This is a genomic window from Hydrogenophaga electricum (assembly GCF_030160815.1).
GTDB classification, from domain to species: domain Bacteria; phylum Pseudomonadota; class Gammaproteobacteria; order Burkholderiales; family Burkholderiaceae_C; genus Hydrogenophaga; species Hydrogenophaga electricum.
The window spans coordinates 183,303-207,679 of sequence record NZ_BSPB01000004.1 but is presented as its reverse complement, the minus strand read 5'-3'; the positions used below and the strand labels follow the sequence as shown (position 1 = coordinate 207,679).

The 24,377-nt window shown below is 69.6% G+C and carries 23 protein-coding genes; 13 read left to right on the top strand and 10 right to left on the bottom strand.

The features are described 5' to 3' along the window. The 7 genes from QQK43_RS04630 to hpxZ all read left to right on the top strand — a co-directional run. Positions 1-575 (top strand): amidase family protein (locus QQK43_RS04630; protein ID WP_284306865.1); only part of this gene is annotated, 575 nt, incomplete at its 5' end. Positions 576-601: 26 nt separating this feature from the next. Further along, positions 602-1,813, top strand: a complete 1,212-nt coding sequence (locus QQK43_RS04625) for an FAD-dependent monooxygenase (protein WP_284306864.1) — start codon at positions 602-604, stop codon at positions 1,811-1,813. After that, positions 1,810-2,376, top strand: a complete 567-nt coding sequence (locus tag QQK43_RS04620; RefSeq protein ID WP_284306862.1) for a VOC family protein — start codon at positions 1,810-1,812, stop codon at positions 2,374-2,376. Before QQK43_RS04625 ends, QQK43_RS04620 begins: the two co-directional genes overlap by 4 nt. Continuing rightward, the gene (locus tag QQK43_RS04615) at positions 2,363-3,349 is read left to right on the top strand and encodes an ABC transporter substrate-binding protein (protein WP_284306861.1); all 987 of its coding nucleotides are present in this window, start codon (positions 2,363-2,365) and stop codon (positions 3,347-3,349) included. The genes QQK43_RS04620 and QQK43_RS04615 overlap by 14 nt, the downstream gene beginning before the upstream one ends. A gap of 25 nt (positions 3,350-3,374) precedes the next feature. After that, positions 3,375-4,208: an ABC transporter ATP-binding protein gene (locus QQK43_RS04610; RefSeq protein WP_370465219.1), complete on the top strand. Its 834-nt coding sequence runs from the start codon at positions 3,375-3,377 to the stop codon at positions 4,206-4,208. After that, complete coding sequence (locus QQK43_RS04605; protein ID WP_234265001.1) at positions 4,205-4,969, top strand: ABC transporter permease; 765 nt, start codon at positions 4,205-4,207, stop codon at positions 4,967-4,969. Before QQK43_RS04610 ends, QQK43_RS04605 begins: the two co-directional genes overlap by 4 nt. Positions 4,970-4,983: 14 nt before the next feature. Continuing rightward, complete coding sequence (hpxZ, locus tag QQK43_RS04600) at positions 4,984-5,382, top strand: oxalurate catabolism protein HpxZ (RefSeq protein ID WP_234265002.1); 399 nt, start codon at positions 4,984-4,986, stop codon at positions 5,380-5,382. 102 nt (positions 5,383-5,484) lie between these two features. Here hpxZ and QQK43_RS04595 read toward each other — a convergent pair whose 3' ends face one another. The 5 genes from QQK43_RS04595 to QQK43_RS04575 all read right to left on the bottom strand — a co-directional run bounded on the left by QQK43_RS04595 (position 5,485) and on the right by QQK43_RS04575 (position 10,800). Next, positions 5,485-7,041: a gamma-glutamyltransferase family protein gene (locus QQK43_RS04595; protein WP_284306858.1), complete on the bottom strand. Its 1,557-nt coding sequence runs from the start codon at positions 7,039-7,041 to the stop codon at positions 5,485-5,487. Positions 7,042-7,270: 229 nt separating this feature from the next. After that, complete coding sequence (locus QQK43_RS04590; protein WP_284306856.1) at positions 7,271-7,858, bottom strand: GAF domain-containing protein; 588 nt, start codon at positions 7,856-7,858, stop codon at positions 7,271-7,273. A 73-nt stretch (positions 7,859-7,931) separates the two neighbouring features. Further along, the gene (locus QQK43_RS04585) at positions 7,932-8,129 is read right to left on the bottom strand and encodes a DUF2783 domain-containing protein (protein ID WP_284306854.1); all 198 of its coding nucleotides are present in this window, start codon (positions 8,127-8,129) and stop codon (positions 7,932-7,934) included. A 2-nt stretch (positions 8,130-8,131) separates the two neighbouring features. Then, the gene (locus tag QQK43_RS04580) at positions 8,132-9,853 is read right to left on the bottom strand and encodes an FAD-dependent monooxygenase (RefSeq protein WP_284306853.1); all 1,722 of its coding nucleotides are present in this window, start codon (positions 9,851-9,853) and stop codon (positions 8,132-8,134) included. A 101-nt stretch (positions 9,854-9,954) separates the two neighbouring features. Beyond that, positions 9,955-10,800: a helix-turn-helix transcriptional regulator gene (locus QQK43_RS04575; protein ID WP_284306852.1), complete on the bottom strand. Its 846-nt coding sequence runs from the start codon at positions 10,798-10,800 to the stop codon at positions 9,955-9,957. Positions 10,801-10,922: 122 nt separating this feature from the next. Here QQK43_RS04575 and QQK43_RS04570 point away from each other — a divergent pair, with 122 nt between their 5' ends. The 6 genes from QQK43_RS04570 to opgC all read left to right on the top strand — a co-directional run bounded on the left by QQK43_RS04570 (position 10,923) and on the right by opgC (position 17,876). Then, positions 10,923-11,828 (top strand): crotonase/enoyl-CoA hydratase family protein, encoded by a 906-nt coding sequence (locus QQK43_RS04570; RefSeq protein ID WP_234265008.1) that lies wholly within the window; start codon positions 10,923-10,925, stop codon positions 11,826-11,828. Between the two features lie 143 nt (positions 11,829-11,971). Next, a complete protein-coding gene (locus tag QQK43_RS04565) occupies positions 11,972-12,550 on the top strand; it encodes a bactofilin family protein (RefSeq protein WP_284306851.1) in 579 nt (192 codons plus the stop codon). An 81-nt stretch (positions 12,551-12,631) separates the two neighbouring features. Further along, a complete protein-coding gene (locus QQK43_RS04560) occupies positions 12,632-14,266 on the top strand; it encodes an AAA family ATPase (protein ID WP_284306850.1) in 1,635 nt (544 codons plus the stop codon). Between the two features lie 17 nt (positions 14,267-14,283). After that, positions 14,284-14,967 (top strand): general secretion pathway protein GspB, encoded by a 684-nt coding sequence (locus QQK43_RS04555; protein WP_284306849.1) that lies wholly within the window; start codon positions 14,284-14,286, stop codon positions 14,965-14,967. 106 nt (positions 14,968-15,073) lie between these two features. After that, positions 15,074-16,648 (top strand): ATP-binding protein, encoded by a 1,575-nt coding sequence (locus QQK43_RS04550; RefSeq protein ID WP_284306848.1) that lies wholly within the window; start codon positions 15,074-15,076, stop codon positions 16,646-16,648. An 88-nt stretch (positions 16,649-16,736) separates the two neighbouring features. Beyond that, positions 16,737-17,876 carry an OpgC domain-containing protein gene (gene opgC / locus QQK43_RS04545; RefSeq protein ID WP_284306847.1) on the top strand — a complete coding sequence of 380 codons (1,140 nt, stop codon included), beginning with the start codon at positions 16,737-16,739 and terminating at the stop codon, positions 17,874-17,876. Here opgC and QQK43_RS04540 read toward each other — a convergent pair. From QQK43_RS04540 to QQK43_RS04520, 5 genes are all read right to left on the bottom strand, one after another. After that, positions 17,856-18,542 carry an SGNH/GDSL hydrolase family protein gene (locus QQK43_RS04540; RefSeq protein ID WP_284306845.1) on the bottom strand — a complete coding sequence of 229 codons (687 nt, stop codon included), beginning with the start codon at positions 18,540-18,542 and terminating at the stop codon, positions 17,856-17,858. The two genes, opgC and QQK43_RS04540, sit on opposite strands and share 21 nt — an antisense overlap. 155 nt (positions 18,543-18,697) lie before the next feature. Next, positions 18,698-19,306 (bottom strand): hypothetical protein, encoded by a 609-nt coding sequence (locus QQK43_RS04535; protein ID WP_284306843.1) that lies wholly within the window; start codon positions 19,304-19,306, stop codon positions 18,698-18,700. Positions 19,307-19,433: 127 nt separating this feature from the next. After that, positions 19,434-20,144 (bottom strand): hypothetical protein, encoded by a 711-nt coding sequence (locus QQK43_RS04530; RefSeq protein WP_234265016.1) that lies wholly within the window; start codon positions 20,142-20,144, stop codon positions 19,434-19,436. 78 nt (positions 20,145-20,222) lie between these two features. Beyond that, entirely contained in the window at positions 20,223-21,068 is an 846-nt protein-coding gene (locus QQK43_RS04525; protein ID WP_284306842.1) for a YggS family pyridoxal phosphate-dependent enzyme, read from the bottom strand. Between the two features lie 259 nt (positions 21,069-21,327). Next, on the bottom strand, positions 21,328-24,237 hold the full coding sequence (locus QQK43_RS04520; protein ID WP_284306841.1) for a Tn3 family transposase: 2,910 nt from the start codon (positions 24,235-24,237) through the stop codon (positions 21,328-21,330). Between the last annotated feature and the right edge of the window lie 140 nt (positions 24,238-24,377).

Here is a 24,377-nt window from a genome sequence, read left to right as displayed (position 1 = left end):
CCCTGGGCGACGCCGCCGCCGAGCGCCTGCGTGCGCTCGGCCATGCCGTGCACACCCGCGCCGCGCCCGGCGCCGTGCAGGCCTTCAACCAGCGGGCCTGGCCGGTCATCAGCAGCACCGGGCTGGCCCACGTGCTGCAGACGCACGATCGGATCGACCGGCTGACGCCGGCCCTGGCCGACATGCTGGCGCGCGGCCGCGCCGGGCGTGCCACCGACCTGTTCGCCGCACAGGCCCTGGTGCGGCAATTGCAAGCCGCTCTGGCGGATGTGTTCCGTGCACACGATCTGGTGCTCACGCCCACTTCGGCGGCCCTGCCCTGGCCGGCCGACGAGCCGCACCCCGCACACATCGCGGGCCAGGCCGTCGACGGGCGCGGGCATGCGGTCTTCACCGCCTTCGTCAACGCCTGCGGCCTGCCGGCGCTGGCCCTGCCTGCGGGGTGGGCGCAGCACCTGCCCGTGGGCGTGCAACTGGTGGGACCGACCGGGTCCGACGCGCGGCTGATCGCCCTGGCGCCAGCCTGGGAAGCCGCCAACGACCCGGCCACCCCCCGGCGCTGGCCCCTGCACTGAATACCTGCCCTTTGGAGAAACCGCGAATGTCCCGTCCCCTGAAAGTCCTGATCATCGGTGCCGGTGTGGCCGGCGCCATCCTGGCGCGGCGCCTGGGCGCCCTGCCGGCGCTGTCGGTCACCTGCCTGGAGCGGGTGGCGCCCGACGACCACAGCGAGGCCGGCACCGGCCTGAACGTCGGCCCCAACGCGATCAAGGCGCTGGCGATCTGCGACCCCGAACTGGCCGAAGCCGTGACCGAGGCCAGCCTGCCCTGGCAAAGCTGGCGCGTGGCGCTGGCCGACGGCACGGAACTGTTCGACCTGCCGCTGGCGCGCGTGGCCGACAACGACGGCATCCGCATCCGCTGGTCGGAGCTCTACCGCATCCTGCGCAGCGGCGCGGAACCCCACATCCGCTACGGCTGCGAGGTGACTGGCATCGGCCCCAGCGCCCTCGACCCGCGCCAGACGCGCGTGACCTGGACGGAAGACGGCGCCCACCACGAGCTGGACGGCATCGACCTGCTGATCGGCACCGACGGCCGCTACTCGGCCACCCGCGCGGCGTTTTCGGGCCTGCCCAAGCCCAGCCATGTGGGCGTGACCATCCTGCGCATCCTGGTGGACGACACCAGCAACGGCCTGGTGGACGACTACACCCAGTGGTTCAACCGCCACCACCGGCTGCTGGCCTTCCGCGTGCCGCCCCACCACATCTACATCGCCGGCACCTACCCGATCGATGCCGACACCCCGATCCCCGACGACTGGAAGACCCCGCAAGCCATGCAGCAGGCCTTTCTGCCCGAAAACGGTGCGCCCTCGCCGGCCGTGCAATGGCTGGTGGACGCGCTGTGCACCCATGCCGACGAGGCCCACTGGGCGCGCATGCAGGAGTCCGAGGTGCGCTTCACCGAACCCGAGCGGCAGGTGCTGTACCTGGGCGACAGCGCCCACGGCATGGCACCCACCCTGGGCCAGGGCGCGACGCAGGCGATGGAAGACGCAAGCTGCGCCGCGCTGCTGATCGAAGCGGCGGTGCAGGCTGGCCAGCGCGACGTCCGCGCCTGGCTCCAGGCGATTGACGCAGCCCGCAGCGACCGCATCCGCTTCGCGATGGACCTGTCGGTGCGCGCCACCGACACGCTGCTGCAGAACGCCGACCCGGTGGCGGGCGCGCGCTGGAAGACCGAAGACCCGTTCATCGACGACCTGTCGCGCCTGTTCCGCGACGTGGCACTCGGGACCCAGCCATGACCACGCCTTCCGCCGCAGCGCCCGCCGGCGACGGCGCGCTCACCCTGGGCCTGTTCCACCTGGCCATCAAGACCGGGGATCTGGCCCTGACCCGCGCCTTCTGGTGCGGCGTGATCGGCCTGCGCGACGTGCCGCGGCCCGACTTCGGCTACCCCGGCGCCTGGCTGGCCTGCCCGCAGCCGGGGGGCCAGGCCATCATCCATGTCTACGCCGGCGGCCCGGCGCTGGGCGGGCTCGACCACGTGCCCAGCGGCACCGCCGCCATCGACCACGTGTCGCTGGCCTGCGCGGGCTACCACGCCTACCGCGCGCGCTTCGTGGCCGCGGACCTGGACTGGCGCGAATTCCTGGTGCCCGGCACCACGCTGTGGCAGTTGTTCGTCTACGACCCCAGCGGCGTGCAGCTGGAACTGACCTTCGACGGTGCGTCCGAAGCCGGCCCGCCGCCCGACATGGGCGAAGCGCGCGTCTACCGCGCCGGCCGGTCGTTTTTTGCCGCTGCCACCTACCCCCGCCAACCCCTTTTGTCACTTCACGGAGAAACCCGCCATGCAACGCGCTGACTTCCTTTCCCTCACCGCCAAGGGCCTTGCCGCCGTGGCGCTGTCCGCCGCCCTGCTGCCGCTGGCGCACGCCGCCGACAAGGTGCGCTTCGGCGTTTTCCCTTCCAGCGCGGCGCTGCCGTTCTACATCGCCCAGAACCGGGGCTACTTCAAGGAAGCGGGCCTGGAGGTCGAAGAGATCCCCATGAACAGCCACCCGCTGACCGTGCAGGCCATCGTCGCCGGCAACATCGATGGCGCGGCCAACCTGGTCACGCTCGAAGGCGCCAACATGGAATCGCGCCGCCCGAAGACGCTCAAGTACATCTCGCTCAACGGCCAGAACAGCCAGCACGTGATCGAGCAGTTCGTGGTCAAGGCGGCCAGCCCGGCCAAGTCGCTCAAGGACTTCAAGGGCGGCTTCAAGCTGTTCTCGGCGCCCGGCCCGGCCAACATCGGCGCTGCCCGCGCCGTGCTCAAGAAGATCGGCCTGACCGAAGGCACCGACTTCACCATCCAGGAGCAGCCCATCAACATGCACACCAGCGTGCTGCAGGCCGGCACCTTCGACGGTGGCTACACGCTGGAGCCCGCCGCCACCATCATGGTTGGCCAGAAAATCGCCCGCCGCGTGGAAACCGGCGTGATCGCCACCCACCTGCTGGGCAGCCAGAAGGCCAGCGCCTTCGCCGCCGGCGCCGTGCTGTCGGACAAGTTCATTGCCGAGCACCCCGACGTGGCCAAGCGCTTCACCGAAGCCTGGGCGCGCGGCGTCCAGCAAGCGCAGAGCGACAGCAGCACGCGGGGCTACCTGATCGCCGGCATGAAGGTGCCGCCGGAGCTGGCCGCCATCGTGCCGCTGCCGCGCATCGTCATGACCAAGGACCTGAGCGCCGCCGACACCGCCGATTTCCAGAAATTCCTGGATCTGGGCGTGGAACTGGGCGTGATCAAGGAGAAACTGGACAGCAAGGCGCTGCTCAAGGCCTTCTGAACGCCCCCGACGAACCCGACGACCCATGCGAGTGTTGCCCTCGATGAACGAATCCCCCCTTTCGCCCACCCCACCCGAGGGCGCCTCGCACCGGTGGTACCCCGCCGGTACGCACATCACGGTGCGCGGCCTGACCAAGCGCTTCGACGGCGTCACGGTCTATGAAAACTTCGACCTGGACATCGCCAAGGGCAAGATCACCTCGGTGTTCGGCCCCAACGGCTGCGGCAAGAGCACGCTGATCAACATGATCTCGGGCATCCTGCCGTACGACGGTGGTCAGATCCTTTTCGAAGGCAAGGAAGCCTACGAAACCCGCATCGGCTACGTGTTCCAGAACTACCGCGAGGCGGTGTTCCCCTGGATGCGCGCGATCGACAACATCCGCTACCCGCTGCAGTTCCTGGACCTGACCAAGACCGAGCGCCAGACCCTGCTGGACAGCGTGGTCAACAGCTTCGACGTGTCTTTCGACCTCAACCGCTACCCCTACCAGATGTCCGGCGGCCAGCAGCAACTGGTGTCCATCATGCGGGCGCTGGTGGTCGAACCCGAGGTGCTGTTCCTCGACGAGCCGTTTTCGGCGCTGGACTACGAAATGGTGCTGTTCCTGCGCGGTATCCTGCAAAAGGTGCTCAAGGAACGCGAGGTGACGACGCTGCTGGTGTCGCACGACCTCGACGAAGCCGTGCTGCTGGCCGACGAGGTGCTGCTGCTGACCAAGCGCCCCACCCGCGTCGCCGAACGGCTGGTGTTCGATGCGCCGCGTCCGCGCGATGCCGAGACCACCGTCACCCCCGCGTTCGTGCAAACCAAGACCCGGGCCCTCGAAATCTTCCGACGCGAGGTGCGCGCATGAACGCCCCCCACTGGCTCCACCGCCTGCGCCCGCTGCTGGGCGCGGTCATCCTGATCGCCGCCTGGGCGCTGATCCACGCCGCCGGCGCCGTCGACCCGGTGCTGCTGCCCTCGCCCACCGAAGCCGCCCAGGCGTTCTGGAAAGGCATGACCGAAGGCACGCTGGGCGCGGACTTCGGCAAGACCATCGTGCGCACGCTCAGTTCGTTCGCCATCGCCATGGTCATCGCCGTGCCGCTGGGCATCGTGCTGGGCGCCTCGCAGCGCCTGTACGAGTCGATCGAGTTCGCCATCGACTTCTTCCGCTCCACGCCGGCCTCGGCCATGTTTCCGCTGTTCCTGGTGATCTTCGGCCCCGGCGAAACCACCAAGATCGCGGTGGCGGCCTTCGGCGCCGCGCTGGTGATCCTGTTCAACGTCGCCTACGGCGTGATGGGTGCGCGCAAGCAGCGCCAGCTCGCCGCCCGGGTGATGCGCGCACCGCGCTGGCGCGTGCTGACCGACGTGACGCTGCTCGAATCCATGCCGCAGGTCTTCGTGGGCATGCGCTCGGGCGTGTCGCTGGCGCTGGTGATCGTCATCGTGGCCGAGATGTTCATCGGCTCCACCGACGGCCTGGGCCAGCGCGTCATGAACGCCCAGATGATCTTCGACATGCCCGAGATGTACGCGGCCATCTTCGCCGCCGGCGCCCTGGGCTACGTGATGAACCTGCTGTTCCTGCTGGCCGAACGCCGTTTCGTGCACTGGGGTGGCAAATGACTTGGATGGCTCCCATGGCTGCTTCCACAACGCCCCTTGCCGACATCAACCGCCCCGACGTGCTGGCCGAAGTCAACGCGGTCTTCGACAGCTACGAAACGGCCCTGGTCGGCAACGACGTGGCCGTGCTCGACGAACTGTTCTGGCATTCGCCACTGACGCTGCGCTACGGCGCGGGTGAAAACCTCTACGGCTTCGAGGCGATCCAGGCCTTCCGCCAGGGTCGCCCGGCCGGCAACCTGGCGCGCACCGTGACCGCGCGCCAGATCACCACCTTCGGCAAACACATGGCAGTGGCGCACATCGAGTTCCGCCGCGACGGCAGCGAACGCATCGGCCGCCAGAGCCAGACCTGGGTGCGCATGCCCGAAGGCTGGCGCGTGGTGTCTGCGCACGTGAGCCTGATGCTCTGAGCCCGGGCCGCGCGGCCACGCCGCGCCGCGCCGCGACCCGACGAAAAAAAGCCCCGACCATGACGGCCGGGGCTTTGGGCATTCCGGGGAGCCGCGGCCCCTTCACACGCCGAGCGCCAGGCCTTCGCTGCGGGGGTCGTGCGCGCCGCACAGGCCTGTGGCCGCGTCCAGGCGGATCACGCCGGGCTGCCCGGCCAGCGGGCTCTGCGCGGGGATCAGGCTGATTTCGTGGCCCACGGCGCCCAGCGCCGCCACCACGTCATCCCCCACATCGGCTTCCAGCTTGAGCGTGTCGCGGGCGTCGGAAAAGGTCTTTCCGAGCAGGAAGCGCGGCCGGGCCATCGCGGCCAGCGGGTCCAGCCCGTAGTCGATCAGGCGCGTGAGCAGGGCCACCAGCGTCTGGGGCTGGCCGTCGGCGCCCTGCGTGCCGTACAGGAGCCGGGGCCGGCCGCCTTCGAGGTAGACGCCGGGGTTCAACGTGTGGAACGGCCGCTTGCCCGGCCGCAGCACGTTCGGGTGCGCGGGGTCGAGGCTGAAGGCGGCGCCCCGGTTGTGCCACAGCACGCCGGTGTCGCCCGCGACCACGCCGCTGCCCCAGTCGAAATAGATGGTCTGCAGCAGGCTCACGCCCCGGCCCTGCGCGTCCGCCGCCCCCATGAACACGGTGTCGCCGTGCCGGAAAAGATGCGGCCAGGGCCGCGCTTTTTCGCGCGAGATGCGCTGCGCCTGGGCCGCGAGGTAGGCCGGATCGAGCAGATCGGCCACCGGCACCTGAACGTGTTCGGGGTCGGCCACCCAGCGGTCGCGGTCCATGAAGGCGAGCTTGATGGCTTCGATCATCAGGTGGTAATGCATCGCGCTGCCTTCGGCGATGCCGCCGAAATCGACATGCGCCAGCATGCCCATGGCCTGCAGCGTGCTGATGCCCTGCGAGGGCGGGCCGAAGGTGAACAGCTCGCCGCCCCGGTAGGGCAGCTTCAGCGGTGCCTCGTCGCGCGCGCGGGTGCGCTGCAGGTCGCCCAGGGTCAGGGGCGAGCCGGCAGCGGCTAGGCCGCGTGCCAGCCGCTGCGCGATCTCGCCCTCGTAAAAGTCGCGCGCGCCGGCCTTGGCCAGCCGGGTCAGCGTGCGGGCCAGTGGCGGCTGCCGCAGCGTCTGCCCTGCCGACGGGAAAGCCGCCGAAAAACCGGGCCAGCCCGGGATCTCGGCGGCCCGCTGCGCGGCCCAGAAGCGCTGCGACTGCGAGACCGGCACCCCGTCCTCGGCGTGCGCGATGGCCGGCGCCAGCAGGGCCGGCCAGCTCTGGCGGCCGCCCCAGCGGTCACGGGAGATGTCGAACGCCTGGCCCCAGCTGTCGACCGCAGCGGCCGTCGTCAGCGCCGAAGCGGCGCCACGCACCGGGATCGACCCGCTGTAGCCGGCACAGTGCTGCGCGGCCTGGCCGATGCCGGAGAGCGCGCGCACCGCGCCGTCGGGTTCGGCGATCAGCCAGAAGGCATCGCCGCCCAGGCCGGTGAAATGGGGGTAGACGACGGCCAGCACCGCCGCCATGGCCAGGGTGGCTTCGATGGCGTTGCCACCCTGGGCCAGCACCTGCCGGCCCGCTTCGCTGGCCAGGGGATGGGGGCTCGTGACAAGGCCGTGGGGGGAGGTCGCTAGCAAAATGGCTCCTGTTCGGGACGGCTTCGGGTGGCGACCAACCCCGGCACCACCGGGCGGTCACCCGGTGATGGGCGCGGTCAGCCCGTCTGCGGGGCATTCCCCGATTGAAACCGCCGCGACCGTGCACGACCAGCACCGTTTTTCGCGCATGCCGAGCGAATAATGTGCGCACCGGGGGCCACCCCTGCCCAGTGAGCCGGGGCTGCGCCAGCCCCGCGCCCCCGCGTCCTCACCAGCCTTTTTTCTTCTCGATCGGTACCAGGCTGAGTTCGGGTTCGGGCGGCCGATGGCGGGCCAGCGCGCGGTGCTCGTCGATCTTCTTGGCGGCGAGCTGAGCGGTGTAGCGCAATACCTTGAGGTCGTCCGCCTCGGCCGGCTCCTTGGGTTTGAAGCTGAAAGCGCAGAGGGTGCCGTACACCTCGCCGCTCTGGAGCACGATCGGCACGCTCAGGTGGGTGCCGATGGGAAATGGCAGCGCTTTGACCAAGGGGGCCGAGGCCGGCAGCGTCTGCGCGTCCGGGATGTACTGCGGCAGGCGGCCGTCCACCACGCGCTGGCACCAGGCGTCCTGCAGCGGGTCGGAGCCGCCTGGCGCGATCACCGGTTGATCGGGCGGGGTGTCCACAAAGCGGAAAACACGCCGGCCGTTGGCGAACTCGGAAACAAACACCACGTCCATCTTCAGCTTGTCGCGCACCAGCTTCAGGACCTCGGGAACGGCCTGGTCGATCTCGCTGTCGGCGGTATCGGTGGTGGCGACCAGCATCTCGGAGATCTGGACGGAAAGGTCATCGGGGTTGTAGCCCAGGTCACGCATGGCAGGGATCGCAGGGGAAATGACAAAGCCGCGCATGATGCGGCAAAACCGGCGCCTGCTGGCGTGGCAGGGGCTACAAATCCCGCAAAGCGGCCTGGATATGGGTATCGAAACGTTTCGGGTCGGCCAGCGCGTCGGCATTGAGCAGGGCCAGCTTGACCAGAAACAGCTCGGTCTTGTCGGGGCCGGCCTGATCGATGGCGCGGGCCAGCGCGTCGTAGACCTGTTCGAGACCGGGCACGGTCAAGGTGGCGGCAGGGGAAGACGGCATGGTCAGGCTCCTGGGTTCGGGGTGGTGGGCGTGGCGGCCTGGCCCACGGCCTGTTGCAGGGCGGCACGCAGGCGGTGGGCGTCCAGCGTCATCCAGCGCGCGCAGACGTGCTGGTCGGGGCGCAACAGGTAGGCGCCGCCGGCCCGCAGACCGTGGCGCGCGCGCAGGTGACCGTCGGCATCGGCCAGGCTCAGATCGGCCCCGGCCACGGACTGGGGTGCACCGACGGCGATCACGCGCAGCGGCAGGCCGCGTTCGCGCGCCGCGGCCACCTCGGCCTGCAGCGCTTCGGGCAGCGCCGCTGCGGCCGTGGCGCAAAGCAGCGTGAAGCCGTGGCCCAGGTGGTCGAGCAGGAATTGATCGGGGCCCAGGCGCACGTTGCACGGCGGAGCGCCGTGGGCGGGGCCGGCGGTGAAAAGCGCGTTGTCGTCGCCGGCGCTGTTGAGCGGCGAATGCGTGTATTCGTGCGGACGCGACGTGCGCCAGTGGTAGAGCGGCCTCACGAAGGGCTGGCTCAGCGACAGCGAAAGCACCGCGTCGCGCAGCAAACGGAAACCGCGCGTGGGCGGCGCCATGAAGCGCGTGCTCTTGCCGGCTTCGTCGATGATTTCGCGCGCCGCGCCCACGCGCTCCTGCGTGTAGCTGGCCAGCAGGTGGGCCGGCGCCACGCCGCGCGCCACCAGCGCCAGGCGCCAGGCCAGCGCCTGGGCGTCCTGAAAACCGGTGTTGGCGCCGCGCACGCCGAAGATGGGCAGCAGGTGGGCGGCGTCGCCGGTGAACAGCACGCGGCCGTGCACGTAGTCGGGCAGCGTGAGCGCGCGCGCCGAATAGACCGAACTCCAGTCCAGTTCCCAGGCGATGCCGGGGTGGCCGATCATGGCCAGCTGTGCGTCGATGCGGGCCCGAAGCGAGTCGGGGTGCAGCGCCTGTTCTGGCGTCTCGCCGGGCGGCAACTGGTAGTCGAGCCGCCAGATGCCGTGCGGCTCGCGGTGCATGAGGATGGTGTTGCCCGGGTTCCAGGGCGGATCGAAAAACGCCAGGCGCTCGGTGGGCAGCGGCAGATCGACCCGGATGTCGGCGATCACGAAGCGGCCTTCGTAAGAAGCGCCTTCGAGCTTCAGACCGAGTTGCGTGCGGATCGGCGAGCGCGCGCCATCGGCCGCGACCAGCCAGTCGGCCGCCAGCGTGTAGGGGCCGGCCGGCGTGTCGATTTCGATGCGCACGCCCTGCCCGTCCTGCGTCAGGCCCGTGACCTGGTTGCCCCAGCGCAGCCCGATCAGCGGCTCGGCCCGGCAGGCGTCGACCAGGTATTCCTCCAGATACTGCTGCTGCAGGTTGGTCATGGGGAAGAAGCGGTCGTCGTCGCTGTGCGGCGCTTCCATGCGAAAGACGCGCTGCCCGCGATAGACCGAATTGCCGAAGCGCCAGGCCAGGCCGTTGCGTTCCACCCGCTCGGCCACGCCGACCTGCTGCAGGATTTCCATGGAACGGCGGGTGAACACGATGGCGCGGCTGCCTTCGGACACCTGGCGCTCGGCCTCCAGCACCACCGAAGGCACGCCCTGCTGCGCCAGCGCCAGCGCGGTGACCAGGCCGATGGGCCCGGCCCCGGCGATCACCACCCCGGCCTGCTGCAGGGGCGCCGACGGCGGTGGCAGCCAGGCGTCGAACACCTGGTAGCGGTAATAGATGGAACGCCGGGGTTCGGCGTGGGGCTGGTGCATGCTGGTCTCCTGCCGCGGTGCCCGGTGGGTGGTGTGGACGGTGCGGTTGTGGGCGCAGTGTAGGCAGGCAGGCGGCGCGAACATGTTCCCCTAAAGGAACATCAGGACTGCAGCAGCAGCGCCAGCAGGGCCTTCTGGCTGCCCACGCCCAGCTTGCGCAGCACGCGCTTGCGGTAGGTCTGGGCGCTGCCGGTCGTCAGGCCCAGGCGCTGCGCCATCGCCTCCGCCGAAAGGCCGTCCATCAGCGCCACCACCACGTCGCGGTCGCGCTGCGTCAGCGCCGGAAAGCGCCGCACCAGGCGCGCCAGCAGCAGGTCGCCCAGCGCCTGGTTTACCGCCAGCCCGGTGTGGTGCAGGCGCACGGTGTGCACGATCAGGGGCGCAAAGGCCTCCACCACGGCCAGGCCGGCTTCGTCGAACGGGCCGTGCTCCAGCCCGCGGTAGAGGTTGACCGAAAACCAGCGCCGCCCTTCGTACAGCGCCAGCACCGACAGGCGCTCGGCCACCTGCGGCAGTTCGTAACACAGGCGCCGGTATTCGGGGTGGCTGATGTCGGCGCCTTGCTGGCGGTGCAGCAGGATGCGCGGCTGCGCGCTGCCGGCGCGCGCGGCCGCGGCCTGCTCTTCGCGCATGACCGCCGCGCTGCCATCGAGCCGGTGAAAGCGGCGGGCATAGGTGTCGGCGATATGAGGCAGTTCGAGCGTGCGCGAGCGGTCGCCCACGGCCACCACCCGGGCCGGCCGGCCCGCCTCGAACGCGAAGATGGCGCACTGCGCCAGAGGCACATGCGCCCCGACCAGCCGCAACAGGTCTTCGGCCACGGCGTGCGGATCGCCCTGCCCCAGGCGCGCCAGCAGCGCCCCCACCTGCGTCAGCGGCAAGGGCGTGGTGGCAGGCAAAAGCGCGGTGCCGGGGCGCTCGCCCAGCACCCAGTAAGGGCTGGGCATGCGGGGCACTGTAGCGCAGCGGCATCGGGGTATGCCCGTAGGCGTCGCCTGCGCGGCAGCGGCCACGCGGGGGCGCCACCTAGGATGGCGCCGTTCCATCCCGCCTCACCGAGGAAACCGCCATGCCCGACTTCAGCACCCTCACCATCGGCCCCGACCCGCGCAACCCGCGCATCGCCCGGCTGCTGCTCAACCGCCCCGAGCGGCTGAACGCCATCAACGATGCCATGCCGGGCGAGATCCGGGCGGCCGTGGAATGGGCGAACGCCGAGCCGGGCATCCACGTGATCGTGGTCGAGGGCGCGGGCAAGGGTTTCTGTGGCGGCTACGACCTGGCCGACACCGCCAGCCAGCACATCGAGCACCCGTGCCAGCAGGAGGCCTACCCCTGGGATCCGATGGTCGACTACGCCTACATGAAGCGCAACACCGAGCACTTCATGAGCCTGTGGAAGAGCGCCAAGCCCACCATCGCCCAGGTACACGGCGCCGCAGTGGCCGGTGGCAGCGACATCGCGCTGTGCTGCGACCTGCTGGTGATGGCCGAGGACGCGCGCATCGGCTACATGCCGACCCGCGTGTGGGGCTGCCCCACCACGGCGATGTGGACCTTCCGCCTCGGCCCGGTGCGTGCCAAGCAGCTCATGTTCACGGGCGACGTGATCGACGGGCGCACCGCCGCCGACTGGGGCCTGGCCAACCAGGCCGTGCCGGCGGCCGAGCTGGACGGCGCGGTGCTCAAGCTCGCCACCCGCATCGCCGGCGTGCCGTCGTCGCACCTGGCCATGCACAAGCTGGTGGTCAACCAGGTGATGCTGACCATGGGCCTGGAGCAGACGCAGATGATGGCCACCGTGTTCGACGGCATCACGCGCCACAACCCCGAAGGCCTGTGGTTCCGCCGCCATGCGCAGGAGCATGGCTTCAAGTCGGCGATCCAGTGGCGCGATGGCGGCGAGCCGATTCCGGAAGGCGACGAAGCCCGCGCGCTGATCCGCGAGATGGAGGCCCGCCGCCAGGGCGGCTGAGCCCCTGGGCCGGCCCGGGACGTGACCGAACGCAACAGCCGCAAGCAAACACGGGTGCATCCCGTTACGGCTCTTACGGTACCGTCCCGAATGTAAGCCGCTGGGCCCCTAGCATGAGCGCTTCAGTTTTTACAGGAGGCTTCATGGCACTGCACTTCGGCAAACGCGAGTCCGACAACACCCCTCTCAACAGCACGGGCAACAACCCGTATCCGTCGCGCTACGGCGCGGGCTCGACCAGCAGCACGTCGTCGAGCGTGACCAGCCGGACCAGCGACAGCAGCGCCTCGGCAGCCGTGGCCGCTGCGTCCACGTCGGCCTCCGCGCCCGTCGCCCCCCCCGGCGAAAACGGCAGCAAGCTCACCGTCGGGCCGAACATCAAGCTCAAGGGCGTGGAGATCACCGACTGCGACACGCTGTTCGTCGAAGGTCTGGTCGAGGCGACCATGGATTCGCGCGTGATCCAGATCGCCGAACAGGGCGCCTTCAAGGGCTCGGCCGAGGTCGACATCGCCGAGATCCACGGCTCGCTCGAAGGCAACCTCACCGTGCGCCAGAAGCTGGTGATCCACGCCACCGGCAAGGTCACCGGCAAGATCCGTTACGGCAAGGTGGTGATCGAAGAAGGCGGCCAGCTCTCGGGCGACATCGAGTGCGCCGCCGCCACCAAGGCCAGCGCCAGCAGCAGCGCCGCCAAACCCGCCATGGCCCTGGCGGCCTGACCGCGCCGGGAGCCACCCGCACCGGCCGGCGCCTGAGCGCCTGGCTGGTGCCCCCGGTGTCGGCCCGGTATGCTCCGGGCCATGTACGCCTCTTTTTTCGGCCTGCGGCAGACGCCGTTTTCGATTGCGCCGGACCCCCGTTACCTGTATCTGAGCGAGCGCCACCGCGAAGCGCTTGCGCACCTGCTCTATGGCGTGCAGGGCGGTGGCGGCTTCGTGCTGCTGACGGGCGAAATCGGCGCCGGCAAGACCACCGTCTGCCGCGCTTTCCTCGAACAGATGCCCGCCACCTGCCAGGTGGCCTACATCTTCAATCCGCGCCTGACGGTGCACGAACTGCTGCAGACGGTGTGCGAGGAATTCGGCGTCGACACCAGCGCCGCCGATGCCTCGCCCGCCCCCGGCGTGAAGACGCCGGTGGACCGGCTCAACGCCTTTTTGCTGCAGGCCCACGCGGCCGGCAAGCAGGCCGTGCTGATCATCGACGAGGCACAGAACCTCGCCCCCGACGTGCTGGAGCAGTTGCGCCTGCTCACCAACCTGGAAACCAGCGAACGCAAGCTGCTGCAGATCGTGCTGATCGGCCAGCCCGAACTGCGCGAACTGCTGGCGCGGCCCGAGCTGGAGCAACTGGCCCAGCGCGTGATCGCGCGCTTCCACCTCGGCGCACTCACCGCCGACGAGACCGCGCGCTACGTGCAGCACCGGCTGCAGGTGGCCGGCCTGCAGGGTGAAGGCCCGTTCACCGCCGCCGCCTTGCGGCGCATCCACACGCTGACCGGTGGCGTGCCGCGCCGCATCAACCTGCTGTGCGACCGCGCCCTGCTGGGTGCCTATGGCAACGGCCTGCGCCAGATCGGCGACGAGGTGATCGAACGCGCCGCGCGCGAGGTGACGGGCGACCCGGCCCCGGCCGCGGCTGAACCCCGCTCCGCCGCGCGGGACCGCTGGTGGCCGCTGGCCTGGGGCCTGGCGGGCACCGCGCTGGGTGCAGCCGGTGTGCTGGCCTTCTGGCAGCCCTGGGCCCAGCCGGCCCCGGCCAGGTCCGAATTCGCTGCCACGTCGCCCGATGCCGGCGTTCTGCCGGCGGCGCCGACCGCGGCGGCCCAGGTGCCCCAGCCGGTTCAGACCGGCCTGCCCGCGACCGGTGAAGCCCTGCCGTCGGAAGACGCTGCCTGGCAGGCACTGGCCCGCCAGTGGGGGCAAGACATTCCCGCCGACAACCCCTGCGCCGCCGCCCTGCAGCAGCAGTTGCAGTGCTACCGGACCCCGCGCATGACCACGCACGGCCTGCAGGCGCTGGACCGCCCGGCCATCCTCACCCTGCGCCCCGCCGGCCAGGCCGCCGCCTGGGTGCTGCTGGTGGGAGCGTCGCCTGACGATGTGCTGCTGCAGGCGGGCGAGCGCCGCTGGCGCGTGCCGGCCGCCTCGCTCGCCGCCGTGTGGCAGGGGGAATACGCCACACTCTGGCGCTTGCCCCCGGGCCAGACCGGGCGCCTGGTCGATGGCTGGCGCGGCCCCGCGGCCCCCTGGCTGGAGGCCCAGCTCGACCGCCTGCAGCAGCGCGGCGAGACCGCGGGCGACACGCCCCAGGCCCGGCTCCAGGCTTTCCAGACCCGCCGGGGCATTCCCGCCGATGGCCTGGCCGGCCCCGTCACCCTGATGCAGATCAACCGGGCCGCCGGCGTCGACGAACCCCGGCTGGGCCCCGCCTGAGAGAAAGTCCGCACACCGTGTCCTACATTCTTGATGCGCTCAAACGCGCGGACGCCGAACGCGACCTGGGCCAGGTGCCCGGTCTGCACAGCCAGTCGCCGGTGACCCTCACCAGCCAGCGACCCGCACGCCGCTGGCGCGGGATCGGGCTGGCCGCAGCCGCCACCCTGCTGGTGGGCGGCGCGCTGCTCTGGCGAGCCTGGTCACCGACGCACACGCCCGTACCGGCTCCGGAACCCGTTGCGGTCGCCGGGAGTTCCGCTGCGCCCTCGATGGCGCCGGACACAACGCCACCGGCCACGCCGGCCGCCAGCAAAGCCACCGCCGCCGGCAGCCTGCGGCCCCGCCCCATCCTCAACCCCGCGCCAGCGACCGCCGAAAAGCCCGAACCACCACCGGCCACGGCGGCCAGCGCGCCGGATCAGGCCACGCCCACCCCACGCCCCACACCACCCGCCGGTGCGCCGGCGCCGCCACCGGCCGCAGCGGCGCCAGCCCCCGAGCCGGTGTCCGCGTCGGCCAGTGGCCTGCGCATCTCCGGCTCCACCTGGTCGGAAAACCCGCATTCGCGCACCCTGATCGTCAATGGCCAGATGGTGCAGGAAGGCCAGGAAGTCGCGCCGGGCGTGACGCTGGAGGTGATCGGCCGCCAGACCGCCATCTTCCGCCGGGGCCAGGAGCGCTTCAGCCTGCGGCATTGATAAAAAAAGCCCTCTCCGGACCCGCTGATTCGTGATTTATCCACAGCCATTGGTACTAACATCGCAGCCTTTGCGCCCACCCTCTTGACAAACGGCCAGGCTCCTCATGGACAGCACATCATCCCCCGTCCCGCAGGGTGCGGGTGGACAAGACTCAGAACAAGCCGGCCTGACCTCCGAGCAACGAGACGATTTCCAGGACTTCATGGCCGCCGTGGAGTCCACCGCAGGCCTGTACCTGCTGACCAGCGACCAGCCTGATACCGCCCAGGCGCTGGCGCAGCGCCTCTGGGACCGTTTCAACGGCCCGGCGCGCACCGCCTGGGTGCAGCAACCGCGGCAGACGCTGACCCGGTTCATGCAACTGCTCTGCCAGGCCTTTCGCTTGACGCTGTCGTCCGGCGACCATCCTGTGGCCCTGATGCAGGACCTGCTGCGGCGTTCGCTGGGCCAGAGCCGCGCCAAAGGGCGCCCGGCGCTGCTGATCGTCACCCAGGCACACCAGGCCCCGTTCTTCGTGCTGCGGCAACTGGTGGCCCTCAATGCCCCGGACGCCGACGGCGCGGTCCCGCTGCGGATCGTGCTGATCGGTGAGCCCGCCCTGCGCAAGACCCTGGAGCAGGCGGCGCTGCAACCGGTGACAGCGGCCATGGTGGGCGAGCTGCACCTGGAAGAGGAAGCCGCCGCGGCCGCAGAACTGCCCTGGCCCGACACCTGCCCACCGGGCGCCTTCGACGACGCACCCGCGCCAGGCTTCCCCCCGGCCAACCCGGGCCGCACGCGGCCCCCCAGCCCCGCTGCCGTCTGGCGCGCGTGGGCCGTGCGTCAGCGGCGCTGGCTGTTCGCAGGCGCCGCCCTGGTGGTTCTGGCGGTGGCCGCCACGGCCTTGCTGCGCCCGCCGCCGACGGTGCAAACCCTGGCCGCCCCCACCGTGCCCGACCCGGCATCGGCCTCTGCATCGGCGCCACCCGCTGCTCCGCTGCCCATTCCGGTGGAGGACACCCCGCGCCCTGCGCCACCGCCGCCGGTCGCCGGAGCCAGCCGCATTGCCGCCAGTGCCACCGAAACCCGTGCAGACACCGGCGCGGCATCGGATGGTGTGCTGCTGCCCAGCCTCACGGACCAGTTGGAAGAAGGCTGGGTCGCCCTCGGGCAACGCTGGGGCGCCAAGCTGGCCCTGGCGCAGCCCTGCGACGATGCGCTGACTCAGCGCCTGCAGTGCTACCGGGCCAACAAGCTGGCGTTCAAGGATCTCCAGGCCATCAACCGCCCAGGTCTGCTGCTGCTGCGGCAGGGCGACGTCGCCCGCTGGGTCCGCCTTGAAGGCATCCAGGGCGACCAGATTCTGCTCGCCTCATCCGGGCGGCAATGGTCGATCACGACCGCCCAGCTGAACGCCGAGTGGACCGGCAGCTACGCCACGCTGTGGCGCCTGCCGCCTGGACAGACCAGCCGCGTCTACACGGCCGCCGCCAACGACGCGGCCGGACGCTGGCTCAACCAGCAGTTGCAGCGGCGGCAACAGGCCCGGCAGCTGCCGGGCGGGCAGACCCTGGCGGAGCGGATCGAGGCCTTCCAGCGGCACGAGGGCTTGCCGGTCGATGGCCGGGCCACGCCCACCATCTTCGTCCGGTTGATGGGGGTGATCGACCTGGGAGAACCCCGCCTGCAGCAACCCTGAGGCGGGTCGCACCACCCGGGGCAATCCCGGGCATGCCCGTCTGCGGGTTTTCCCCAGCTATCATGGCGGGTTCCTTTCGCGACCGCCGATGCCTCAAGCCGCACGCCGTCTCTGGGAGCTGGACGCCCTGCGTGGCCTCCTGCTCGTGCTGATGACGCTGACCCACATGCCGACCCGCTTCTCGCTGCCCCTGGGGCAGCCGTTCGGCTTCGTCTCGGCGGCCGAGGGCTTCGTCTTCCTGTCGGCCTTCATGGCCGGGCGGGTCTACGGCACGCGGGGGCGGCGCCAAGGCGTGGCGGCCATGCAGGCGGCCTTTTTCGCCCGCGCCTGGAAACTCTATCTGTGCCACATGGCGCTGGTCGCCCTGGCCTTCACCGTGATCGCCTGGCTGGGCGTGCGCAACCAGCAAGGGGGCGCCACCGGGCTGCTGGAGTTCTATTTCATCGACCGGGGAAACGCGGTGCTCGGGGCTATGCTGCTGCTGCACAACCCACCCCTGCTGGACATCCTGCCGCTCTACGTGGGCCTGATGCTGCTCAGCCCGGTGGTGCTGGGTCTGGCGGCCCGCTTCGGCTGGCAACCCGTGCTGCTGGTGAGCGCGCTGCTCTGGCTGGCCGAACAATGGGGCCTCGGGCGCTGGGTCTACGGCCTCTGGACCAGCACCGCCCAGTGGCCCGTGCCCTACAAGGACATGGGAGCCTTCCACGGCCTCGCCTGGCAAGGGCTCTGGGTTGCCGGCCTGGCCCTGGGCATGCGCCAGACGCCGCTGCCCCGCTGGCCCTGGTGGGTGTTGGGCCCGGCCGCCGCCTACGCGCTGGGCATGCTGGTCTGGCGCCATGTCGCCGGCCAGGCGCCCCTTCCCGGCTGGCCGGCCGTGGCCTTCCTGCTGGACAAATGGGCGCTCGGACCGGCACGGGTCTTGAACTTCGCCAGCCTGTTCGTGGTACTGACCGCCCTGGCGCCCTGGATCCACCGCCACCTGCCGCGCCCGTGGCCGCTGGAGCTGATGGGGCGGCATTCGCTGCTGGTGTTCTGCTCGCACCTGGTGCTGGCGCTGTTCACGCTCGCCACCTTCGGCTCGACCCAGGTCTGGCGCCCGTACTGGCTCGACGCCCTGCTGCTGGCGGGGTCGCTGGTGGCTTTGCTGCTGGTGGCCTGGCTGGCCGAATGGCGCGACCGCGGCGTGGTCCGGCCGTGGCGCGTGGCCTCAGGTGCGCAGGTGCGGTGAGATGACCGACTGCCACAGCGCGTAGCCGGCCGCGTTGAGGTGCAGCATGTCGGGCAGGAACAGCTCGCGCCGCGGCAGGCCACCGGCATCCACCATGGGGGTGAACACATCGATGACCTCGAAACCTGGCGTCTGTGCTGCCCACTGGCGAAGCAGCGCATTGGTTTCGCGCACCGCCGGCAGGATGCCCAGACGGGAGGGGCTGGGCTTGACCGACACAAAGGCGATGGGCACACCCGGCAGGCCGGCCCGGGTCTGCTGCACGAAGCGCGCGCAGTGCCCGGCCACCGCCTGCGGACTGGCGCCTTCGGACAGGTCGTTGTCGCCCGCATAGAGCACCACCTGCCGGGGCTCGTAGGGCAGCACCAGACGCGGCACCAGGTCGGCACAGTCGGCCAGGCGCCCACCGCCAAAACCCCGCTTGACCACCTGGGGCACGGCGGGAAACGCCCACTCCAGGCCGTTCCACATGCGGATCGTCGAACTGCCGATGAACAGCAGGCACCCCGCTGGCGGGGGCCAGAGCTGGTCGGCATCGGCAAAGGCATCGAGATCGGATTTCCAGCGCCGCTCGGCCGGCGTCTGACCCGCCTTGGCGCCGACCGGCAGCCCCGCCGCCGCCCAGAGCAGCCACTGCCGCCGGGAAAGCCCTGAAGGCCGGCTCATGACCGGCGCTCCGCCAGGTCAGAGAACAACACGGTCGTCGACAGGACGCAGGGCAACGGGCGAAGGCGGCGCATGGGGCACAAAAAAGACCACGCAAAGGCGCGGCCGAGCCGGAAGTATGACACCGCCCAAGGCCTGCCCGTGGGCTGGCGCGATCAGGCGAAGGCGGCGCGGGACATGCGGTCGAACGGAATGCGCGAGAGCGCGGCGTCCCACGAGTCGTCGTTGCCGGTCCAGGCCTGTGGGGTGCCGATCTTGGGGCCTTCGCGGTCGTTGACCCACAGGTTGAGTACCGACCCGTCGGTCACCGCGGGGGCATCTTCGCCCTGCTGCAGCACGTTCACCAGCAGGAAGTGCTTGCGGTAGCGGGTGGCGAGCACCTGCTGCAGGCGCCGGAAATCGGCTTCGGTGCCAGGGCCCAGGTAGATCAGCACCACCTCGGCGGCGCCCGCGAGCAAGGCGCGGGTCTTCTGCCCCAGGTGGGCAAACTTCGCCAGCGAGTCCGGCATGGCCGCCGCGAGCGCGGCCTCACCCGCCGCGCGGTCGTCCCACAGCTTGTGCATGCAGCCGAAGTCGTGCAGAAAGGCCATGCCCGAAGCCCGTTCGCGCGGGATGAACTGCCCTCCGACTTCGTCGAGCGCCACGTCGTCCGGGCCGAGCTGGAAATCCCTCTCGATGAAGTTGGCCACACCGGGCAGCCCCCCCTTCATGAGGTGATCGAAAAAATACGATTCCGGCTGGTAGCCCGCGAAATGCGCGGTCATGAAACGGTCAATCTGGAACCGTGGACGGCAGTCGCGGCCTATCGAAAGCGGGACCCTGATGCGGTCCATGGTGGTCTCCTTCGCGAGAAAACGCCGCCGGGTTCTGGCTCCCGGGGCGAAGGCATTCTCACACAGGGTCTGCGGTCACCGGCTCCGCCGAAGCCGCCAACGGGCAAGAGGGCACCCCGTCCAGCGGCAGGCACGACAGGGCCGCGGCCCACGAAGCGTCCCAGCCTTGCCATTCCTGCGGGGTGTGGCGCTTGGGGCTTTCGGCGTCGTTGACGAAAACCGGCACCACGGTGCCGTCGGTCACGGCCAGATGGCGCAGATTCTGTTCCAGCACGTTCAAAATCAGGAAATCCTTGCCGTAGCGTTCGCGAAGCACGCTTTTGAGCGCCAGAAAACCGTCGCGCGTGGCCGTGCCCAGGTACACCAGCGCCACCTGCAGTGGTCCCGCCAGGACGCGGCGGGTGTTTTCCGCGAGACCTTGGTACTTGGCCAGGGACGCTTCGCACTCACTGAGCATCGCCGCCTCGCAAGCGTCGCGATCGTCCCAGAGGCGGTTGGGGCAACCGAAATCGTGCAGGAAGGCCATGCCCGACGCGCGGTCGCGGGGCACGAACTGGCCACCGCCCTCGAAAACGTAGAGGTCCTCGCGCGCCAACCGGAAGTCCCGCTCCACCAGGCTGATCACCCCGGGCAGGTCACCGGCCCCGAGCTTGTCAAAGAAAAACGGCGGCGGCTGGTAGTGCGGGAAAGCCTGGCCCATGTAGCGGCCGATCTGGAAATGCGGCCGGCAATTGCTGCCTATCGACATCGGGACCTGAACAAGCCGCATGGGGAGGATGCCTCTATTTCGGGATGCCGGATCGAACGGCGAAACGCTTTGGCCCCGCGCCGGGCCAGGCGAGCGGCATTATGCAAAAACCCCGCCAGGTAGCGTGTCTCCAGACAGCGCCGGACCGCCGCCGGCTTCTCCGGGCCAGAAATGGCTGTCCGGCAACGCGCGCGCACCAAAGATGGCCTGGCCAACCCGCACGACGGTGGCGCCCTCTTCCACCGCGATCTCCAAGTCGCCCGACATGCCCATCGACAGCTCGTCGAGCCCGATGCCGGCCGGCGCGCTCTGCCGCAGGCGTTCGCGCAGACCGTGCAGCAGCCGAAAGCACCGGCGCACACGCGCGGCGTCGCTGGAAAACACCGCCAGCGTCATCAGCCCGCGCACACGCAAGGCCCCGAATGCCGGCAGGGCCTGGAGAAAAGCCGCCACCGCCTCAGGCGCAAGGCCGTATTTGCTGGTTTCGCCAGAGGTGTTGACCTGCACGAACACGTCCAGCGCCCGCCCTTCGCGCTGCAGACAGCGATCGAGGGTTTCGGCCAGCCGCAGGCTGTCGAGCGCCTGGAACTCCGAAGCAAAGCGCGCCACGAGCTTGGCCTTGTTGGTCTGCAAGTGACCGATGACCGACCAGCGCAGGTCGGCCAGGTCCTGCAGCGCCTGCCATTTGAGGTGCGCTTCCTGGACCTTGTTTTCGCCCAGCAGTTGGCAGCCCGCCGCATACGCAAGGCGCAGGCGGCTCTCCGGCTGGGTTTTGCTGACCGGCAACAGGCGCACACCGGCCGGATCGCGGCCGACCCGCCGGCTGGCCGCAGCGATGCACGAACGCACCGCGACCAGGTTGCGCTGCACATCCTCGACGGTGACGGCCTGGGGATAGCGCCCATGCCGGTCGTGCCCGGTGGGCGTCGAAAGCGGCGCGTCCATCAGCCCGCCCGCCTTTCGGTCGGGGCCCCGGGCGGCGTGATCGGCCGCCGCTGCGGCCAGCGCCCGTTGAGCAAGGCATGCGCCGACAGGCCGATCAGGGGTCCCTTTGATTTCAGTGCAAAAAGTGACGGTTCCCATCCGCCCGGAGAGCGAGCATTTGCGCGGGTCTGGTTCCTTGGCCCAGGGTAAGTCTTTGTCAGGCAATGATTTTCTGTTGGTCCCTCATTCGGCCTGCGAAGCCCTGTTTGTGGGGTTGATCTCATGCGGAGGCGCTTGTTTTGCGGGCCGTTTGTGAGGGCAGGATCTGGGCTGCATAGCGGTCCACCGGGAAGCGGAAGACCCCACGCAGGTTGATGCCCTCCAACCGTGTAGGTGCCACCCGCCCGATGAGCTCTGGCGGCACGATCTGGCGCCGGTTGGCCCACCGATCCAGCACGGTCTGCATCTGCGCCGTGTTCCAGGACATCACGATGTTGGCCAGCAAGCTCAACGCATCGGCCACCGCCTGCATCTCGTCGGCGCGCCGGGCTTGCGCTGGGCCGACGCGGCCGGTATAGATCGCCCGTTTCAGTGCATTGACTGCCTCGCCGCGGTTGAGCACCCGTCGCAACTCGCGTCGGAAGGCCTCGTTGACGAAGTAGTCGGCCAGGAATGCCGTGCGCAGCAGCTTGCCCACCTGCACGCCGGCGTCGTAAATCGGGTCGCCTCTGGCGGCCGAGCCGAACCGGGCCAAGGTGCTCACCGCGCTGGCATGCCCGCTCGACACCGAAGCCGCCAGGTGGACCAGACTGTCCCAGTGGGCTTCAATCAACGCGGTGTCGATGCCGGCCTCACAGACGGCAGCGATCTCCTCGGGTACCTTCATGCCGCGCGGCACGAACAGACGCCGCTGCTTGAGCTCCTTGAGCCTGGGGCACAGATCGAAGCCCAGCAGCCGGGCCAAGGTCATGGCGAAGTCGGTGTAGCCGTGGGTGTCCACGGCCAGTTGTGTCGTCTCGACCCGCTCTTGCCGCACAACACCCTCGATAGCCGCGCCGGCCTGGCGTTCGTTGAGCACGATGGGCTGAGCGTGGAAGATGCCCCAGCGGTCACGCACGTGGCTGTAGATGCCGATGGAGGCCGTCTGCCGCCTTGGATCCTGGCGCGCCTGCCATACCCGTCGGCTGGTCTCCAGGCTCATCATGTCCGAGGAAGCCAGGTCGGCTCGGCCCCAAGTGGCGGCAATGGCGTGGCGTTGCATGTACTGCAGCACCGCCTGGCAGGCCAACGTCAGGCGCCGCTCGTCGCTGGCCCAGCGCATGGCCTGGCGGATGCTCGCGGCCGACAGCTGAGGGATCATGCGCGCGCACTCGGCCGCCGTGAGACTGGTGCCGTGGGCCAGGATGCCGGCGTAGACCATTAGCAGTTCCTGGCCAGAACGCGGCTCACGGCCAAGCATCACCCAGCTGAAGCGCACCTGGGCGTCCACCGCCAGGATGACTTCTGGCAGTTGAACCTCGCCAATGCGTTGATCGAGACGGTGGCGTAACTTGGTGACCTCGGGGTCTTCGTCGTCGGCCACCAGTGGCGCCAGGTGCAGTTCATCATCCACCCGCAGCGTTCCGGTGCGCACGGCCGCAGCCACGGCATCCACGCCGGCGCGCACACGCTCCAGCAGCGGTGCGAGGAAGTTGCCCGCTTTGACTGGCATCTGGAGTCTGGCGTAGTGGCGCCGGGCCTCGGTCTTCCAGCGCTCATCCGGAATAAACAGCCGTTCGCGACCCCGGAAACTCAGCGAATGCTCGACCCAGACCGAGCCATTGCGAACGGCTCGGCGCAAGGCCAACAGCGTGGACACCTCCAGCGCCCGGAATGCCCGCTCGCGGTCGGTGTCGGAGATGTCCTGGCGCCATGCCGCCCCCAGCCTTGCCGCCGTGAAGTCCTTCGGCAGGCTCTTGTCACCGGTCGCATACTGCGTGCGCAAGGTGTCCAGTGCTTGCAGTGCCGGATGTTCACCCGTAGCCTTCCAGGCCAAGCTGCTGACGGCGACCAAGAGCGAGCGCACAGGGACGATGGTGGCGATCAGTTGCCGACGGATGCCCGACGCTCGGCTCGGAGCCTTCTGCGCGCGCCTGGCGGCAACCAGTTCACGCAGCTTGGTACGCAGTTCAGCCGAAGCAGATTCGTCCTCGACCAGGTCCGTCAAATCCTGCAATAGCAATTGGTACTGCCGTGACCAGTCGACGGCGGTACCCACCTCGTCAGCGCATTGGCGCCAGAGATCCGTGACGCGGCGCTGGAACATAAGGATGAACTGGTCCGTGGTCGTCAGCAGGCAGTAGCGCAGGAAGCAGGCCAACTCGACGGTTCGTGCTGGCTCCTTGACGCGTTCGCTGACCGAGGGCGGACGTGTGGCCATGCGCCGGGCGTAGCGGCGCACCAGCGTGCCATTGAGCTCGCCCAGGTGGCGATCCAGGCCCAGTCCTTTGAGGAAGGTGATGCGCTCGAGCACTTCAGCAATCTGGCGCGTGGAATGCTTGGCAGGCGCGCTCCACAACCAGCTCTGACAGTGCTGGCCATCTGGCCGGCTGGCGGTTATAGCCGCCGCCCATAGCTTCAGGGTGGCGGCCGGCACCATGGTTCGCACGGACGCAGCAGCGGTGGTTTCGAGATCGTCGAGTGCAGCCGCCACTATGCTGCGAATGGCGCGCTCGTGCACGATGATCAGTCGGTGTTCATACAACCAGTGGCGGGCCCACAGCAGCAGGCGCTCGCGATCGGCGGTGTGCGCCACCTCGTCGCGCAATACACGCACGAGCGCACGGCGTTGGTGTTCGCTCATCCAGGCAAAGCCCAGAACCTCGCAAGCCTGCTGCTGGTGGTCGAACAGGGTGCGGCCCCGGGTGTAAAGCGCGCGCAGCGAGGCCAAATCCGGTGTCTCGATCTCCAGCAGTTTGCCCAGGTGGCGCAGCAAGGCCACTGGCACGGCACGAACACTGTTCAATGGGCGCCCGCTCATGCGTAAGAAACCGATGTGCAGCGCCAAGCCCAGCTTATGGCGGTCGCCCCGGCGCCGCTCGATCAGCTCTTTCTCGGCAGGGCCGAAGCTGAAGAAGGCCTGCAACTCGAAGGCAGAGATCTCCCGCGGCAGCTCACGCAGGCCCAGATAAGGTGTTTGCCAACCCTGCATCGCCGCCGCTCCTCAAGAGTCGAAAGGCAGCTAAAGATACGCTCGGCCAGACCGAACAGCAACTGCAGTGGAATCAACGACTTACCGCGCAGGGCCCGCGCCGTTGCTCGGCAAACGAACCGTCACTTTTTGCACTGAAA